The sequence below is a fragment of the Pseudarthrobacter sp. NamB4 genome (assembly GCF_005796185.1).
Taxonomy (GTDB): Bacteria; Actinomycetota; Actinomycetes; order Actinomycetales; family Micrococcaceae; genus Arthrobacter.
This window is the reverse complement of the sequence record NZ_VAHM01000006.1, coordinates 221328-235938: the sequence shown is the minus strand read 5'-3', so window position 1 is coordinate 235938 and position 14611 is coordinate 221328. Positions and strand designations below refer to the sequence as shown.

The window sequence follows — 14611 nt, the reverse complement described above, 5'->3', positions numbered from 1 at the left end:
ATGGTTCGTTTTTTGGGGTTTGGCCGCCCGCGGCTACCAGCTCTTCGCTGTCTCCCCGCGGCGACTTAGAAAACAATACACCCCCACACGCCTCATCGCAAACCCCCTTCCGGACAGGGCAAAATCCCCGGAATCCCGGGGCGGAAGCGGTGACGGAGGCACCCGACCCGGCCTCCGCCGTCGTGCTTCACCTTTGTGTGCTGCAGCACAGACAATGCTGGCCCTGCCAGGCCCGCCGCTCACGGACTTGAGCGCGGAGCCTTAAAGCCAGAAGGGCCGGCAACCGTGAGGTTGCCGGTCCTTCCAAGCAGCTGGTATCAGCGGGGCTGGATTACCAGGAGGACTTGGTGATGCCCGGAAGTTCGCCCTTGTGGGCCATGTCGCGGAAGCGGACACGGGAGATGCCGAACTTCTGGAAGGTACCGCGGGGGCGGCCGTCGATGATGTCGCGGTTACGCAGACGGATCGGGGACGCGTCGCGGGGCAGCTTCTGCAGGCCCAGGCGGGCTGCTTCGCGTGCTTCATCGGTTGCGTTTTCGTCAACCAGGGTCTTCTTCAGCTCGAGGCGCTTGGCAGCGTAGCGCTCAACGATGACCTTGCGCTGCTCGTTGCGAGCAATCTTTGACTTCTTAGCCATGGTTTAGCGCTCCTCTCGGAATTCGACGTGCTGGCGGATCTTGGGGTCGTACTTCTTCAGGACCAGGCGGTCCGGGTCGTTACGACGGTTCTTGCGGGTTACGTAGGTGTAGCCCGTACCCGCGGTCGACTTGAGCTTGATGATCGGACGTACGTCCTTGTCCTTAGCCACTAGAGCTTCACCCCACGAGCCAGAATGTCGGCGACGACTGCGTCGATGCCGCGTACGTCGATGGTCTTGATGCCACGTGCAGAAACCTGCAGCGTGACGTTACGGCGCAGGGACGGAACCCAGTAGCGCTTCTTCTGAATGTTCGGATCGAACCGACGCTTGTTGCGGCGGTGCGAGTGCGAAATGCTGTGCCCAAAGCCCGGCTCGGCCCCGGTCACTTGGCAGTGTGCTGCCATGACTTCTCCTCAAGAATTGAATGTAATGATCCGCATATCTGCTGCTGGACCATGCTGCTAAGGGCGACCCAAAAGTGAAGAAGGGCAACGGTTAGTCACGCAACTTGAGCCCCTAACTACCGGCCGCCCTGGAGAAATTACCGGACAACCGGAGCAATTGCGCACGCTCCGCGCACTTAGCGCCTACCAAGTCTACGAGTTCGTTCAATTAAAGACCAATTGGGCACCGAAAGGTGTATAAGGGGGCCCGCGATCAGAGCCGCGTGAGTTGCGGATACTTCGGCTTCAGTCCGTCCCCGGAAGACTTACCGGTGACCCTGCGAACCACCCACGGTCCTGCATACTGCCTGAACCAGCGCGCGTTGGCACGGACGGCATCCAGCCCACTGAGTTCGGGAACGGGGGTCATGGGCGGGATGTCGATGGTGTGGTCGTGTTCCAGGACGTCCAGCACCCGCTTGGCCATGTTGGCGTGACCGGCGGCGGACATGTGCATCCGGTCCTGCGCCCACATGCCCCAGTCGTAGTACTCACTGAAGCGCCAGTAATCCACCAGCAGCGCGCCGTGGTCTCCGGCGATGCCGCGGACAAGTTCGTTATAGATGGCCGTGCGCCCGCGCATGGTGCTGAACACCTTCGACCCCCGCGCGTCGAAGCCTGTAAACATGACCACGGTGGCACCGGTGGCGCGCAGTGTGGCAATGGCGCCGTCGTACTCCACCAGGAGATCGTCAATGTCGATCCTCGGGCGAAGGATGTCGTTGGCTCCCGCGTAGATGGTCACCAGGGTGGGCTTAAGTTCGACGGCGGCGGCCACCTGATCAGCCAGGATCTGGCGGAGCTTCCTTCCGCGGATGGCGAGGTTGGCGTATCCGAAGTCGGGGTCAGCCGCACCCAACTGCTCGGCCACGCGGTCGGCCCAGCCGCGGACCCCGTTGGGGCGGGTGGGATCGTCGTCGCCTACGCCTTCGGTGAATGAGTCACCCAGAGCGACAAACCGGGTAGTGAAATCCATTCGGATAGTCTGCCATCAGTTGCTGGGAGCAACCAACCAGTGGGGGAGCTAGTTTTCCCTGAGGATCCAGTGGTCGGCGTCCAGCCTGCCCACTACCTTCTCCCCGATCCGGGCCAAGTCCAGGACGTCCTGTTCAGTGAGGGCATCCAGGAACAAGTCCCGGACCGTCTCCACGTGACCAGGCGCAAGGCCCACTATGGTTGCCCAGCCTTCCTCAGTGAGGTGGGCGGTGGTGACGCGGGCATCATGGGGGTGCGGCCGGCGTTCCACCCAGCCGCGCTTCTGCAGCTTGGTCACCACGTGCGAAAGCCTGGACAGGGACGCGCTGCTGCGGGCGGCAAGCTCGCTCATGGGCAGGAAGCGCCCCTCCGCCTCGGAAAGCATGGCCAGCACGGTGTAGTCAAAGAGGGACAGCTTCCCCGCCGCATGCAGTTTGGTGTCCAGGGCCGCGGGCAGCAGGGTGTTGATGCTGACCAGGGCAAGCCAGGCACGGCGTTCGTCGGCATTGAGCCAGCGGGGTTCGGTCATGTCCCTCATTCTACGAGAGGCGTCTGGTTGACCCTTCAAGTCCGCGCATGGGCGGCCGGTAGGCTGGGGCCATGTATGTTGTCTCCCTGAGCTACCGCGTTCCGCAGGACATCGTCGACTTCCACAATGACGCCCACATCGCCTGGCTGCAGAAGGCATTTGATGACGGAGTTTTTATTGCTGCCGGCCGTAAGGTACCGCGGACCGGAGGGCTGCTCTTGTCCCAGGCTGACAGGGCAACCCTGGATGCCAGCATTGCGCAGGATCCCTTTTACACCAACGGGGTGGCTGACTTCGAAATCATGGAGTTCCATGCAGCCCGGGTGGCTCCGGGCTACGAGATCCTGCTGGACAGCTAAGACTTTTCGCCTCGACAGAAGCGGCGGCGGCCAGTTTCTTCAGCCCGCCTTTCCGCGGCACCTTAACCGGTTCGGGCCAGCGCGGGGCGAGCTCGTCCCCCAGCGTGACGCCGCGCAGCTTGCGGCCGAAGAGCGGCAAAACCCAGTCGCGGATCCAGCGCCGTTGCTGCTGCTCCCATTCCCGCAGTCCCAGCGGTGTGGGCGGTTCCCAATCCTTCGGCCTGATCTTGTGGGGCACTCCCAGCTGGTCCAGCACCTGGCCGGCCAAGTACTTGTGGCCGGCCTTGGACATGTGCAGCCGGTCCGAGTCCCACATCCGCCTGTCGTGGAAGGCATCCAGGCACCAGTAGTCCACCAGGACAGCGCCGTATTTTTCGGCGATGTCCCGGACCTGCTGGTTGTAGAAGCTGTTGCGTTTCTTCAGCGGCTCCAGCAGGGCAGAGACCTTGACGTCAAAGCCGGTGAAGAGGACCAGGGTGGCGCCGGTTTCCGCCAGCTGTGCCACGAGCTTTTCGTACTCATCCATGAGGGCGGTCATGTCCGTTTTGAGATCGAGGATGTCGTTTCCGCCGGCGTACAGCGTGACGAGGGTGGGCTTCATTCGCAGCGCAGGTTCCAGCTGCTCGTTGATGATGTGCCGCAGCCGCTTGCTCCGGATGGCCAGGTTCGCGTACCGCCATCCGGGCTGCGAGTTGGCGAGTTTCTCCGCCACCCGGTCAGCCCACCCGCGCACCCCGTTGGGCAGCCGCTCATCCCGGTCCCCGACCCCCTCAGTAAAGGAATCCCCAAGGGCAACAAACACCCGCCGCCTGGAATCAGGAAGCAAAGGTTCAGGCACCACAGGTCGAAAGTACCGGCTAAACAAGAAGAAGGAACGACGGCGGGATGAACAGTGAGTGCGAGAGGGTCCGCCGAAAACCCGCGTCGAGTGAGAGAGCGTCGGGGGGAACCCCGCGTCGAGTGAGAGAGCGTCGGGGGAAACCCCACATCGAGTGAGAGAGCGTCGGTGGTTCAGCCTTCGGCTTTGCCCTGCCGCCAGTACCCCATGAAAGCGACCTGTTTCCGGTCAATCCCCACATCCCGGACCAGGTACCGGCGCATGTCCTTGATAACGGCTGCTTCGCCGGCGATCCAGGCGTAAAAGGGCATGGCACCGGCGGGCATGTCCGGGTTCTTGGTTGCCTGGATCTCGGCCGTTTCCATGCGGGCGGGCGTCTCCCAGAGGATGTCCACGTCCACGTTGACGTCCTCGGGCTCGGGGCCTGCGCCGCCGCCGGCCGCTTTGATGCCCACCCAGCCAGGCACCGGGACGGCCTTGCGGACCGCGTCCTGAAGGAGCTGGCCGTGCGGCCGGGACCGGCCAATGGACGCACCGCGCGCCAGCCAGGTGATCTGGACGTCGGCGGGCGACGTCAGGTCCAGGAAGTCGCCGGCTTCGGGAACTTCCAGGAAGGCGTGGCCGGTCATGTACTCCGGCAGGCTTTCGAGGATGGCGGAGATGGCCGGGACAGACGTTTCATCACCTGCGAGCAGGATGCGCTGCGCCAGCCCGGGCCGCCATTCGATGCCTGAGTAGATCTCCGCCGTGACGCAGTGCGCGGCGCGGTTGTTGGGGCCGATGATGGTGATGGCGTCGCCGGGCCTGGCGTTGAGAGCCCAATTGGCGGCGGGGCCGCCGTTCCCGTGGTCGTCGAAGTGCATCACGAAGTCGACGTCGATCTCCGGGTACACCGAGTCCAGGCGTGCCTGCCGGACAGTGTAGGTGCGCATGGAACCACGGACTGCGGGATCCATCGCCAGCCATTCCCGGTACCAGCCGGCGGAGCTCATCTCGAAGACGGGAAGGGGCAGCGGGGTCCCGTCAGCAGCAAGGGAGGGGATCATGAGTTTGATCCGAAGGTCAAGGGTGTCGCCGTGGACACCGAACTCCCGCAGCGCATATCCCCCAAACGTGATCCGCCGGAAGTTGGGGCTGAGTTCCTGCACGGAGGAGACGGTGACGTCGAACGCCAGGGTCATGGGCTCCGTGGAGGCGATATCGCGGGTCTTCATGAAACGAGCTCCAGTTCGTTCGCGGGGACGTGGTGGCGGCCGATGGGAATGATCAGGGGTGTTCCGGAGACGGGATCCGGGATGATACGGGATTCGAGGCCGAAAACATCGCGGACCAGGTCCTCCGTCACCACCTTGAGCGGGGAGCCGACTGCCACCACGGCGCCGCCCTTCATGGCGATCACGTTGTCTGCATAGCGGGCGGCGAGGTTGAGGTCGTGCAGGACGATGGCCACGGTAGTGCCGCGCTGGCGGTTCAGATCCGTGATGAGGTCCAGGACCTCCACCTGGTGCGCCAAATCCAGGTAGGTGGTGGGCTCATCGAGCAGCAGCACGTCGGTTTCCTGGGCGAGTGCCATGGCAATCCATACCCGCTGCCGCTGCCCGCCGGACAGTTCGTCGACGTTCCGCCCAGCGAGGGCCAGCGTCCCGGTGGCTTCCAGCGCGCGCTGCACGGCGGGGACGTCCTTTTCGCTCACGCCCCGGAAGAAGCCCTGGTGCGGGTAGCGGCCGCGCCCCACGAGGTCACGCACGGTGATGCCGTCCGGGGCGGTGGGATGCTGTGGCAGGAGGCCAAGGGTGCGGGCCAGTTCCCGTGCGGGGCGGGAGTGGATGTCCCTGCCGTCCAGGGTCACGGCACCGGCCGCGGGTTTGAGGAGCCTGGACAGGCCGCGCAGGAGGGTGGACTTTCCGCAGGCATTGGCGCCCACGATCATGGTCACCTTGCCCTCGGGGATCTCGGCGGTGAGCCCGTCCACCACGCAGCGCTGGTCGTATTTCAGCGTCAGGTCCTTGGCGTTCAGAACTGCCACGTCAGGCATCCTTTCGGTTGGCCGTGACCAGGAGCCACAGCAGGAACGGGGCACCGAGCGCGCCGGTGATGACACCAACGGGCAGTACGGTGCCGTCCAGCAGCAGGGGGGCAAGGTTGGTGGCCACATAGTCGGCCGCGAGGACGATGAGGGCACCCACCAGGGCCGACGCCGGGAGGCCGGCTTTGCCGGTGAAGCGGCGGGCGATGGGACCGGCCAGGAAGGCGACGAACGAGACGGGGCCGGCTGCCGCCGTCGCCACCGCTGCAAGCGAGACGGCGACTATCACCAGCGCCAGGCGCGTGGCGTTCACCCGCACGCCCAGCCCGGCCGCGGCGTCGGGGCCGAGCTCGAGGATCCGGAGCGGGCCGGCGATGGCCGCCGCAGCAGGGAGCAGGACCAACAAGGCGAGGGCAAGGACCCCCGCACGGTCCCAGCTGGCGGAGTTCAGGGAGCCGTTCAGCCAGACGAGAGCATCTGCTGCGGTGCGGATATCTGCCCGGGTCATGAGGAAGTTGACCACTGCATGCAGCGCGGCGGCGATACCCACGCCGACCAGGATCAACCGGTTGCCGGCGGCAGCACCCCGGCTGCTTCCGCGCGGGGTGCCGCTGCTGGAGATGGCGTAGATGATGGCCGCCGCCCCGAGTGCGCCGCCCAGGGCTGCACCGGATACGGCCGCGCCCGACGCTCCGAACACCACGATGGCCAGGACTGCCGCGGCGCTGGCACCATAGCTGATGCCGATGACGTCCGGGCTGGCCAGCGGGTTACGGAGCATCGTCTGGAACAACGCGCCGGCCAGGCCGAACGCGAGGCCGATCATGGTGCCGATCACGGCCCGCGGCAGCTTGTTCTCCATCACGATGAAGCTGGCGCCGGGGATCTTCTCACCGCCGGTCAGGTGCGCCACCAGGATTTTGAAGAAGTCCGGGATGGTGACGGTGTAGCTGCCGAGCAGGACAGACACGGCGAACAGGATCACGACGGCGGCCGCCAGGAGTGCGGTCCGGTTCAGGCCGCGGGATGGCGCATAACCCCAAAGTTTCCGTGCGTCATTGCCGTCAAGTGCCATCTCGCGGGGAGGCCGGGCGAGGGTCACAGTCCTGCCCCCTTGCCACGGCGGATCAGCCAGACGAAGACGGGAGCACCCACGAGCGCTGTCATGATGCCGGCCGGAACTTCGCCCGGCAGGAGCACAACGCGGCCGATGATGTCCGCGCCAAGGAGCAGGACCGGCGCCAGGATGAGGGAGAACGGCAGGATCCAGCGGTAGTCGGGGCCGGTGAGGAAGCGGACTGCGTGCGGGATGACCAGGCCAACGAAAGCGATGGGCCCGGCAAGCGCGGTGGCGGAACCGCACAGCAGCACAATGCCGAGGGCTGTGACGCCGCGGGCCAGTCCAACCCGCTGGCCGAGGCCGCGGGCGATGTCGTCACCGAGAGCCAGGCTGTTATGGATGCGGCCGGTCAGGAGCACGATGAGGGCGCCGGCTGCCAGGAACGGAAGTCCGGACAGCACCACCGACCAGTCGCGCCCGGCGATGCCGCCCACCTGCCAGAAGCGGAACCGGTCCAAGGTGTCCTGGCTGGACACCAGGATGACGTTCATGAGGGAGTACAGGCCTGCGTTCAGCGCCGCGCCTGCCAGGGCAAGCTTCACGGGGGTGGCCCCGTCCCTGCCGAGGGAAGCGATGAGGTAGACCACGACGGCGGCTGCTGCGGCGCCAACGAAAGCAAACCAGATGTAGCCGGAGAGTGAGTCAACACCGAAGACATAGATGCCAGTGACCACGGCGAGGGCAGCGCCGGCGTTGACGCCCATGATCCCCGGGTCCGCGAGCGGGTTCCGGGCCACGCCCTGCATGGCTGCGCCCGCCAGGCCCAGCGCACCGCCGCCCAGCAGGCCCAGGACGGTGCGGGGAATGCGGGCGTGGACCACGGCGTGGTCACCGTCGGCGGGATCAAAGGCAGTCAGTGCCTGCCACACCGTGGCCAGCGCAAGTTCCCTCGCCCCAATGGACAGGGAGGCCCCGGCCAGCAAGGCAAGTACGACGACGGCGGCCAGCAGCCAGGCGGCGCGCTTCCCCCCGAAAGCGCGGGCGCGGGCAGGGACATCTCCCTGTCCCGGCACCAACGGGCCGGATCCCGGCTCCTGGCGCGCCGCCGTCGTCGTACTGTGCGTCATGGAATGGTGCTTACTTCACAGCGTCCGCTGCAGTGGCCAGCTGCGGCAGGAACGTGTCCAGCGACCACGGCAGGCTCAGCGGGGAGGAAGCGGAGATGGACAGCGTGAGGGTGTTGTCCGAGTCGGCGACCAGGGCGCCCTTCTTAATGGCGGGGATTTGGCCCAGGAGGGGATTGGATTTGATCGAATCCTTGGTGGCGGCATCCGGCACCCAGGTAATAAAGATGTCCGATTCAAGCTCATTGGCCTTTTCCGCTGACCAAGGGATGAAGAATTTCTGGGAGCCCTTGGAGTTGTCCTCAACCACCGGGGCAAGCGTCATGCCGATCCCGGAGAGGAAGCGGGGTCGGTTGTCGTTGGCCGTGTAGACGTTGACGCCGTCGGCCGAGGCAGGCTCGAGGTTGCCGTAGATGAAGCTCTTGCCGGCGATCTGCGGGTACTCGGCCACCTTTTCCTTGATGGTGGCCTCCGTGTCGGAGATCAGCTTGGCTGCTTCGGTGTCCTTGCCGAGGGCTTTGCCGATGATGGAGGTGGAGTCCTGCCAGGAGGTTCCGTATGCCAGTTCAGGGTGCGCCACCACGGGGGCGATCTCGTTGAGCTTCTTGTAGTCCTCTTCCGTGAGGCCGGAGTAGGCGGCGAGGATGACGTCCGGGGTGAGCTTGGCGATCTCGGTGAAGTTGATGCCGTCGGCCTCTGAGTACTGGACCGGAGCCTTGTCGGAACCGAAGCCGGCACCCAGGTCCTCCAGGGCCGCGTCCTTCCAGGGCGTGGAGCCCTGTTCGTTGCCGCCCCATTCGTTCTTGGGCAGGCCTACCGGCACCACACCCAGGGCTATGGCGACGTCGTCATTGACCCAGGAAACCGTGGCCACGCGGGTGGGCTGCTTCTCAATGGTCGTTTCGCCGTAGACGTGGTCAATGGTGACGGGGAACTGTGAGCTGCTGGAGCTGGAAGCACCGGCCCCGGTGGTGGAGGATGCGGGGCCCGTGGAGCAGGCGGAAAGGGTAAGCGCTGCTGCGGCCAGGACGGCCGTAGCCTTGCCGGCGGATTTAAACGGCGTGCGCCGGGAGGTGTTGCGCCCGGGGAAAAGGGGGGATGTCACGGAACTCCTTAGGTGAATGAAGCAAACCTAAGTAAGGCTAGCCTACCCTCCGTCCCATTACGCAAGGGTTTCATACCTTATTTCCCGTGGTGACGGAGCGGACAGTCGGGATGGCGTGTTGTTGCCTTGGGCAGACATCGCCCCTTTTGGCAGGATGGCACTGCCGGTCCGGTTCGCTGACACCGGAGATCAGAAGAAGAGATGGGGAAACCGGGAACGATGTGCACGCGCAAGGCCTTCCGCGCCGACGCTGGCATGGGGAGCGGGGCGGCCGCTTTGGCCTGCTCCGCGGGAACCTGGTGATTCCGTTCCATGACCGGGGCTCCGGCCCTCCATCTCTTCAGAAAGCTTTGCCATGCAATCACTTACGCCCCAACAGATCCGATCATCCTTCGTCAACGCGAGCCGTTCCGAGGCCGCCAAGCTCAACCTGCCCAAGGATTTCGACTCTCTCGACTGGGATGCGGCGGCTGCAGGAGAAAAACTGACAAGCGTCGCGCCGAACGCATGAAAGTACCTTTCGCGAAAATTTCCTGGGTCATGTGTGGGTCAGCGGTAGGACAAGCTCATCAGCACAGCCTTCAGAGCTTGGCCTTCCGCTCCCCAATACCAGGCTTTCGCCTCCTCATCATTGGCGAACGGCGGATCCGGGAACACCACGTCCGCAGTCAAAACGCGGTCGCCCAGCATTATGGGCCCGTTCTGCACCTCCCCGTCTGGCGAGACGGGCAAACCCGCAGTGAGTCCCATTCGGTAATGGGCGGCTTCATCGCTGCGATCAACAAAAAAGGACGAATGGGGCGTAGGAACAGAATGCCCGCGCAGTCCCGGTACCGGGTCTGTCTCAAGTACGGTCCGGTCGACGGGGCTGGCTACTACATCTGCAAGCTCGCCGGTGTAGATGGTGATTTTCGCCTGGCTTGTGGGATCGGACACCGTTGCTGTGCCTACGAACGGCTATGGGATGCCTGGAAGATCTCCACGTGCCATGCCTTCGGGTGCTGAAACGAAAGCCTGCCATCCGGAAAGGTGACGGTCACCAGGCTGCCGTGGGTGGAACGCAGGCGGAGCCGGCTGGAAAGTGCCGGTTCCCAGGCCCCCGGGGCAACAGCTCCGGTGTCGGCAAGCCCCGCTCCCACGGCCGGATCGCCAGGCCCGACAGCAGCAGGAAAGCAGCCGATTTGTTATACAGCCCGTCCGCGGATAACAGCTAGCGCAGGACGATGTCTACCGGGTTCGCCTCCGACCTCCAGTTCCCTTCCTCCCCGGTCCGCGGCTTGATCACGGGCGCGGTGAGCACGCCGGAGCGGTTGGTGCGCTTGTCACGGAGGATTTCGGTTACCGAGCCAAGGTGCCGGGACAAATCGATGACGTTTTCGGGGGCGGCCAGCAACAGCTGGAACCCGAACTCGTGCAGCGCCTTGATGCCGGCTCCGGCGAACTCCTCGGACGCCAGAACGAAGGCCTCGTCCATCATTACGGTGCCGTACGTAGTGAAGCCCTGCTCGGCAATGCCCAGCTGGTAGCTGAGGGCCGCAGCCATGATGAAGGCTGTGAAGCGCTGCCGCTCACCGCCCGACATGGAGCCGGTATCCGCGTGCATGAACACCTCGGACTTCTTGCCACCGCGGAGCCCGGTCACCTCGCGGTGCTCCTTGCACTGGATGAACAGGTGCCCACGGACGTCCAGTACCTCGGCCCGCCAGCGCCGGTCCTCCGGCGCCTGTGAGCCCAGCCGCCTTACCAGCGTTTCCAGGGACTTGTAGCGGGCGGTGAGCTCGGCGTCGTCGTCCCGTTCCTTCCCGGGCGCCTCTGCTTTGGGCGGGCGGGCATGGCGGGCCTTCAGTGCGTTCTGGATGGCGTCCTTGAACTGCTTGGCCGTGGCCGGCAGGGTCTGCTTGATGTCCAGCTCGAGGTAGCTGCCCTCGTGGAAGTTCACCTGGGACAGGATGCCGTTCAGCGGAAGGATGCGGCTGGTGATGGAGCGGCGTTCCTCGTCGAGCAAGTGCAGCAGCGTGCTGAACGATTCGTGTGTGCGCTGGTTGAAGAACTGCCGGAACTCCGCTTCCTGCGCCGGCAGGCCGTCGCTTACGATGGCGTGGTACCGGGTTTCAAACTCCCCGGCGGCCCCAATGGTGGTGCCGTGGTCCGCGGAGATGGCGCTGCCCCACTCGCGGACAAACCCTTCAAAGATGCGGGTGAGGCGCTCGGCGGTGGCCTGTCCCCGGGATTCCGCAGTGTGCAGCTCCCCCAGCAGTTCGGTCCGCACCCGGTTGGCGAGGTTGTCCAGCTCATGCATTTCGCTGACGTCGCCAAAATCGGCGAAGTAGGGTTCCAGCGCGGTGACGGTAGCGTCCGACGCCGGCGCCTGGGCCAGGCGGTTGCGCGCAGCTTCCAGCAGGGAATCGGCAGCGGTGAGCTGCCGGTCCAGGGACTTGTATTCGCTCTGCAGGACAGCTGCGGCCTCGGTGCTGGACTGGTGCTTCTGCCTGACGTTTTCGATGCTGGCACGCAGCGGCTCCAGGTCAGCCTGGGCAGCCAGGGCGTCTTTGAGCCGCTGCTCAATCCGGGCCAGCTCATCCGCCGCGACTGCTGCCGACACCTGCTCCCACGGCCGGTGGTCCTCCGCGATCCGGCGAAGGGCGTCGATCTGGCGGCTCATGCCTTGGTGCGAATCCTCGCGGCTCTGGGCAAGTTCAGCCGCCTTGGCGACTTCCTGGCGCAGGTCCTCCACCTGGCCGGCTACCAACTCGAGCTTGGCTGCATTGTCATAGCCCAGGACGTAGTCCTGCCGGCTGGTGAAGCGGTCATCCTTCTCCACCGTGTGGCGGTTGCGCTTGACCACACCGCCCAGGCTCAGGCCCTTGTCCAACCTGGCCAGCTCGTCGGGGTGCTCCACGCAGGGATAGGCGAAGTCCAGGGCGATCCGTTCGCGGATCCACTGTCCCGCTTCGGCAGCGCCGCCTGAGGTGAGGATGTCCAGCTTGGTGAGCAGGTCGCCGTCGCGCACGTCCTCCAAGGCCAGCGCGCCGCCGGAGAGCGGCTTGGAAACGTCCACCGCCCGCAGCGCACCGCGGACGTTGTGGTCGTTCAGGTAGCGGGTCACCGCCGCGAAGTGCTCACCGGGGACCAGTAGGGTGGTGGCGAGGTTGCGGAGCGCCCGCTCGGCCGCCGGCCGCCAGCGTTCCTCGCCTTCCACCAGGTCCATCAGCTCGCCGGCGAACGGCATCCGGTCCTCGGAGACCCCGGTGGCAGCGGCGATGGCTGCCCGGTTTTCAATGCTCGACGGAGGCAGCAGCGACTTGCGCGTCTTCAGCGACACGAGCTCCTGCTCAGCCGCGGCCAGTTCGCGCTTCCTGGTGGCGTGGGCATCGAAGGCTTCGAAACGGAGTTCCTGCAGGGCCTCGGAATCGTCCTTTAGCTCGGCGGACCTGGCTGCTGCCTGCTCGTGGGCCTGCTCCCAGCCCTCGGCACTCCACTCAAGCTGCAGACCTGCCTCGGCCAGGGCCTGGCGGGCAGCTTCCTCCACCTGCTGGCGGAGCTTCAGGCCCACCTTCGCATTCTCCAGCGATTGCTCAATGGCGGAGATCGCATTGCCGCCCTGGTTGTTGTAGTCGGCCTCCAGCTCGCGCAGTTCCTTGGCCAGGCTGTCGCGGACCGCACGTTCAGCCCCCAGCTCCTTCGCCTTCGCCTGCGCCAGCTCCTTGAAGCGGACCAGCGTTTTCTGGTGGACCGTCACGGCCAGCTGCTGCTTGTAGGCCTCGAACTCCTCACCGGCAAGGTCACGGAGCCGGTTCGCGTCCAACAGCGCCTGCGCGTATTCCTTATTGAGTCCAGGCACCGGAGCCAGCTGGTCGCGCTGCTGCCGGACATCCTCCAGCCGCTGCCGGATGGACATCAGGTTGCTGAACTCCTCGACCACGTCGTCGGCCGCGGCCAGCGTTGCCGGGGCGTCCAGGACCTGGTCCCGGAAGAAGGTGTTGACGCTGCCGCCCAGCCCCTTGCCGGCCTGGATTACGCGCAGCAGCGGCAGGGCCTGGTCAGAATTGATGCCCAGCAGCCTGCGGAAGCGCTCGGCGAACGCCTTGTGGACGTCGAAGACCTGGGCGTCCGGGAAGATCGTTTCCAGGGCGGCCTTGGTGAAGCGCTTGTCTGCTATCCCTTCCAGCGCCTCGAGGTCCAGCGGCTCATGGTCGATCAGGTAGAACCGGCCCACGCTCGACTCCGTGCCGTTCTTGGGCAGGTCGAACAGCGCCGACACCGTCACCCGGGTGCCTGCCGCGTTGTCGAACGTCAGCGCGACGGCGGACCAGGTGGCACCAGGGCGCTGGAAGGCGCTGGCCGAGCCCTCCCCCACGGCCTTGTCGCCCACCTTGCCGCGCATGTACGTGAAAGTGGTCCGCTTGTCCTCCACGGCACCACCCGAACGCTGGGCGGCTGCTTCGTTTGACCGGGGCCGGGCGTCGAAAACCCGCAGCATCGCATCAAACAAGGTGGATTTGCCCACGCCGGAGTTACCCGTCAGCAGCGTCCCGTCCCGGTCCACGTGCATCGTATGCGCCCCGTGGAATGTTCCCCAGTTAACCACCTGCACCAGCGCCAGCCGCATCTGGCCAGGATTCGTGACGTCGCCCATCGGCAGCATGCTCGCGATACTCACTTGGCTGCCTCCGCTTCTTCTTCCTCGGTTCCGACAGGCTCAGACACCGGATCTGCCTCCAGGTCCAGGAGGGCCTCGGTGCCGGCGGGGTCTGTCGTGGCGGCCACCAGGGCCTCAATGTGGGCGGGAATGTCGCCGATGTTCTCAAACGGGAGGGCCAGGGGCAGGGCGTTGGAGATGGTGTAGGTGTCGTCCAGCCCGGTGGGGAGAAGGAGCTGGCGGGCCAGGAGCTTTGTGATTGCCCGGCTGACCACGTCCGAGTCCCGGAGCGCGTCCTGCTGGCCTGCCGGCTGGTAGTGCGCCACCAGTTCGACGATCTCCTCGCGGGTAATGGTGGGGTCCGTCTGGGCGGCAACGTGCCGGTCCAGCAGCAGGCGCAGGCGGAGCAGCACGATGGTCTCAACCCGGCTGAGCGCACGCTGCTGGCGGAGGATGCTGGAGCGGGCGCTGCCACCGATCGCGTCCGGATCCACCGGACGCAGGACGGCGATCTTCCGCTCGTGGTCCAGCTCCATGGTGAGGAACAGCTCGGACAGCCGGCTGCGGAGGATCACCTGGTGGTCCAATAGGACCGTCCAAAGCTTCTCGTCGCGGCCGCCGTCCACATACGGGCCCTTGAGGAGCTTCACCAGCGCCTGCCGCACCCTCATGGGGAGCACGCCGGTATCGCCCGGGAAGAGAGCGGCGCCGTCAACGAAGGTGTCACGGGGGGAAATTCCGCCTGCGAATCGCCGATCAGCCCCCTCCGGGGTTGCTGCCGGTTCAGCGGCCACGTCGTCTGCCGGCTCAGCCACCGCCGGGTCAACTGTGTCCGCGGCCGGAACCGCCGCCGTCGTCATCTCTTCAGTCATG

At 65.5% G+C, this 14611-nt stretch carries 15 protein-coding genes and 1 pseudogene; 2 read left to right on the top strand and 14 right to left on the bottom strand.

What is annotated here, in order from left to right; genetic code table 11:
- Positions 1-331: 331 nt before the first annotated feature.
- The 5 genes from rpsN to FDW81_RS08185 form a co-directional block, all read right to left on the bottom strand.
- On the bottom strand, positions 332-637 hold the full coding sequence (rpsN, locus tag FDW81_RS08205; RefSeq protein WP_138133690.1) for a 30S ribosomal protein S14: 306 nt from the start codon (positions 635-637) through the stop codon (positions 332-334).
- 3 nt (positions 638-640) lie between these two features.
- On the bottom strand, positions 641-808 hold the full coding sequence (gene rpmG, locus FDW81_RS08200; protein ID WP_003798558.1) for a 50S ribosomal protein L33: 168 nt from the start codon (positions 806-808) through the stop codon (positions 641-643).
- A complete protein-coding gene (gene rpmB / locus FDW81_RS08195) occupies positions 808-1044 on the bottom strand; it encodes a 50S ribosomal protein L28 (protein ID WP_018763944.1) in 237 nt (78 codons plus the stop codon). Before rpmB ends, rpmG begins: the two co-directional genes overlap by 1 nt.
- Positions 1045-1297: 253 nt before the next feature.
- Complete coding sequence (locus FDW81_RS08190) at positions 1298-2059, bottom strand: SGNH/GDSL hydrolase family protein (protein WP_138133689.1); 762 nt, start codon at positions 2057-2059, stop codon at positions 1298-1300.
- Positions 2060-2107: 48 nt separating this feature from the next.
- The gene (locus tag FDW81_RS08185) at positions 2108-2587 is read right to left on the bottom strand and encodes a MarR family winged helix-turn-helix transcriptional regulator (RefSeq protein ID WP_138133688.1); all 480 of its coding nucleotides are present in this window, start codon (positions 2585-2587) and stop codon (positions 2108-2110) included.
- A gap of 71 nt (positions 2588-2658) precedes the next feature.
- On the opposite strand from FDW81_RS08185, the gene FDW81_RS08180 reads away from it, so the two are divergent.
- Positions 2659-2946 (top strand): YciI family protein, encoded by a 288-nt coding sequence (locus tag FDW81_RS08180; protein ID WP_138133687.1) that lies wholly within the window; start codon positions 2659-2661, stop codon positions 2944-2946.
- On the opposite strand, the gene FDW81_RS08175 is transcribed toward FDW81_RS08180, so the two are convergent.
- The 6 genes from FDW81_RS08175 to FDW81_RS08150 form a co-directional block, all read right to left on the bottom strand.
- Entirely contained in the window at positions 2888-3787 is a 900-nt protein-coding gene (locus tag FDW81_RS08175; RefSeq protein ID WP_240720063.1) for an SGNH/GDSL hydrolase family protein, read from the bottom strand. The two genes, FDW81_RS08180 and FDW81_RS08175, sit on opposite strands and share 59 nt — an antisense overlap.
- A 170-nt stretch (positions 3788-3957) precedes the next feature.
- Entirely contained in the window at positions 3958-4998 is a 1041-nt protein-coding gene (locus tag FDW81_RS08170) for a siderophore-interacting protein (protein ID WP_138133686.1), read from the bottom strand.
- A complete protein-coding gene (locus tag FDW81_RS08165) occupies positions 4995-5810 on the bottom strand; it encodes an ABC transporter ATP-binding protein (RefSeq protein WP_240720061.1) in 816 nt (271 codons plus the stop codon). Before FDW81_RS08165 ends, FDW81_RS08170 begins: the two co-directional genes overlap by 4 nt.
- A gap of 1 nt (position 5811) precedes the next feature.
- Positions 5812-6885 carry an iron chelate uptake ABC transporter family permease subunit gene (locus FDW81_RS08160; RefSeq protein ID WP_138133708.1) on the bottom strand — a complete coding sequence of 358 codons (1074 nt, stop codon included), beginning with the start codon at positions 6883-6885 and terminating at the stop codon, positions 5812-5814.
- 23 nt (positions 6886-6908) lie between these two features.
- Complete coding sequence (locus tag FDW81_RS08155; RefSeq protein WP_138133684.1) at positions 6909-7997, bottom strand: iron ABC transporter permease; 1089 nt, start codon at positions 7995-7997, stop codon at positions 6909-6911.
- Positions 7998-8007: 10 nt separating this feature from the next.
- The gene (locus tag FDW81_RS08150) at positions 8008-9099 is read right to left on the bottom strand and encodes an iron-siderophore ABC transporter substrate-binding protein (RefSeq protein WP_138133683.1); all 1092 of its coding nucleotides are present in this window, start codon (positions 9097-9099) and stop codon (positions 8008-8010) included.
- A gap of 355 nt (positions 9100-9454) precedes the next feature.
- Between FDW81_RS08150 and FDW81_RS08145 the strand changes: the two are divergent.
- Positions 9455-9562 (top strand): annotated as a pseudogene (locus tag FDW81_RS08145) (FBP domain-containing protein); the annotation flags it as partial.
- Positions 9563-9648: 86 nt separating this feature from the next.
- Here the strand turns inward: FDW81_RS08145 and FDW81_RS08140 are convergent.
- From FDW81_RS08140 to FDW81_RS08130, 3 genes are all read right to left on the bottom strand, one after another.
- Positions 9649-10035 (bottom strand): hypothetical protein, encoded by a 387-nt coding sequence (locus tag FDW81_RS08140; protein WP_138133682.1) that lies wholly within the window; start codon positions 10033-10035, stop codon positions 9649-9651.
- Positions 10036-10309: 274 nt separating this feature from the next.
- Complete coding sequence (locus FDW81_RS08135) at positions 10310-13759, bottom strand: ATP-binding protein (RefSeq protein WP_138133681.1); 3450 nt, start codon at positions 13757-13759, stop codon at positions 10310-10312.
- Positions 13756-14610: a DUF4194 domain-containing protein gene (locus FDW81_RS08130; protein ID WP_138133680.1), complete on the bottom strand. Its 855-nt coding sequence runs from the start codon at positions 14608-14610 to the stop codon at positions 13756-13758. The genes FDW81_RS08135 and FDW81_RS08130 overlap by 4 nt, the downstream gene beginning before the upstream one ends.
- Between the last annotated feature and the right edge of the window lies 1 nt (position 14611).

Excerpts from the sequence above, each read along its gene's own strand:
- rpsN (WP_138133690.1), bottom strand. The coding sequence starts at position 637 with ATGGCTAAGAAGTCAAAGATTGCTCGCAACGAGCAGCGCAAGGTCATC.
- rpmB (WP_018763944.1), bottom strand. The coding sequence starts at position 1,044 with ATGGCAGCACACTGCCAAGTGACCGGGGCCGAGCCGGGCTTTGGGCAC.
- FDW81_RS08190 (WP_138133689.1), bottom strand. The coding sequence starts at position 2,059 with ATGGATTTCACTACCCGGTTTGTCGCTCTGGGTGACTCATTCACCGAA.
- FDW81_RS08185 (WP_138133688.1), bottom strand. The coding sequence starts at position 2,587 with ATGACCGAACCCCGCTGGCTCAATGCCGACGAACGCCGTGCCTGGCTT.
- FDW81_RS08180 (WP_138133687.1), top strand. The coding sequence starts at position 2,659 with ATGTATGTTGTCTCCCTGAGCTACCGCGTTCCGCAGGACATCGTCGAC.
- FDW81_RS08170 (WP_138133686.1), bottom strand. The coding sequence starts at position 4,998 with ATGAAGACCCGCGATATCGCCTCCACGGAGCCCATGACCCTGGCGTTC.
- FDW81_RS08160 (WP_138133708.1), bottom strand. The coding sequence starts at position 6,885 with ATGGCACTTGACGGCAATGACGCACGGAAACTTTGGGGTTATGCGCCA.
- FDW81_RS08155 (WP_138133684.1), bottom strand. The coding sequence starts at position 7,997 with ATGACGCACAGTACGACGACGGCGGCGCGCCAGGAGCCGGGATCCGGC.
- FDW81_RS08130 (WP_138133680.1), bottom strand. The coding sequence starts at position 14,610 with ATGACTGAAGAGATGACGACGGCGGCGGTTCCGGCCGCGGACACAGTT.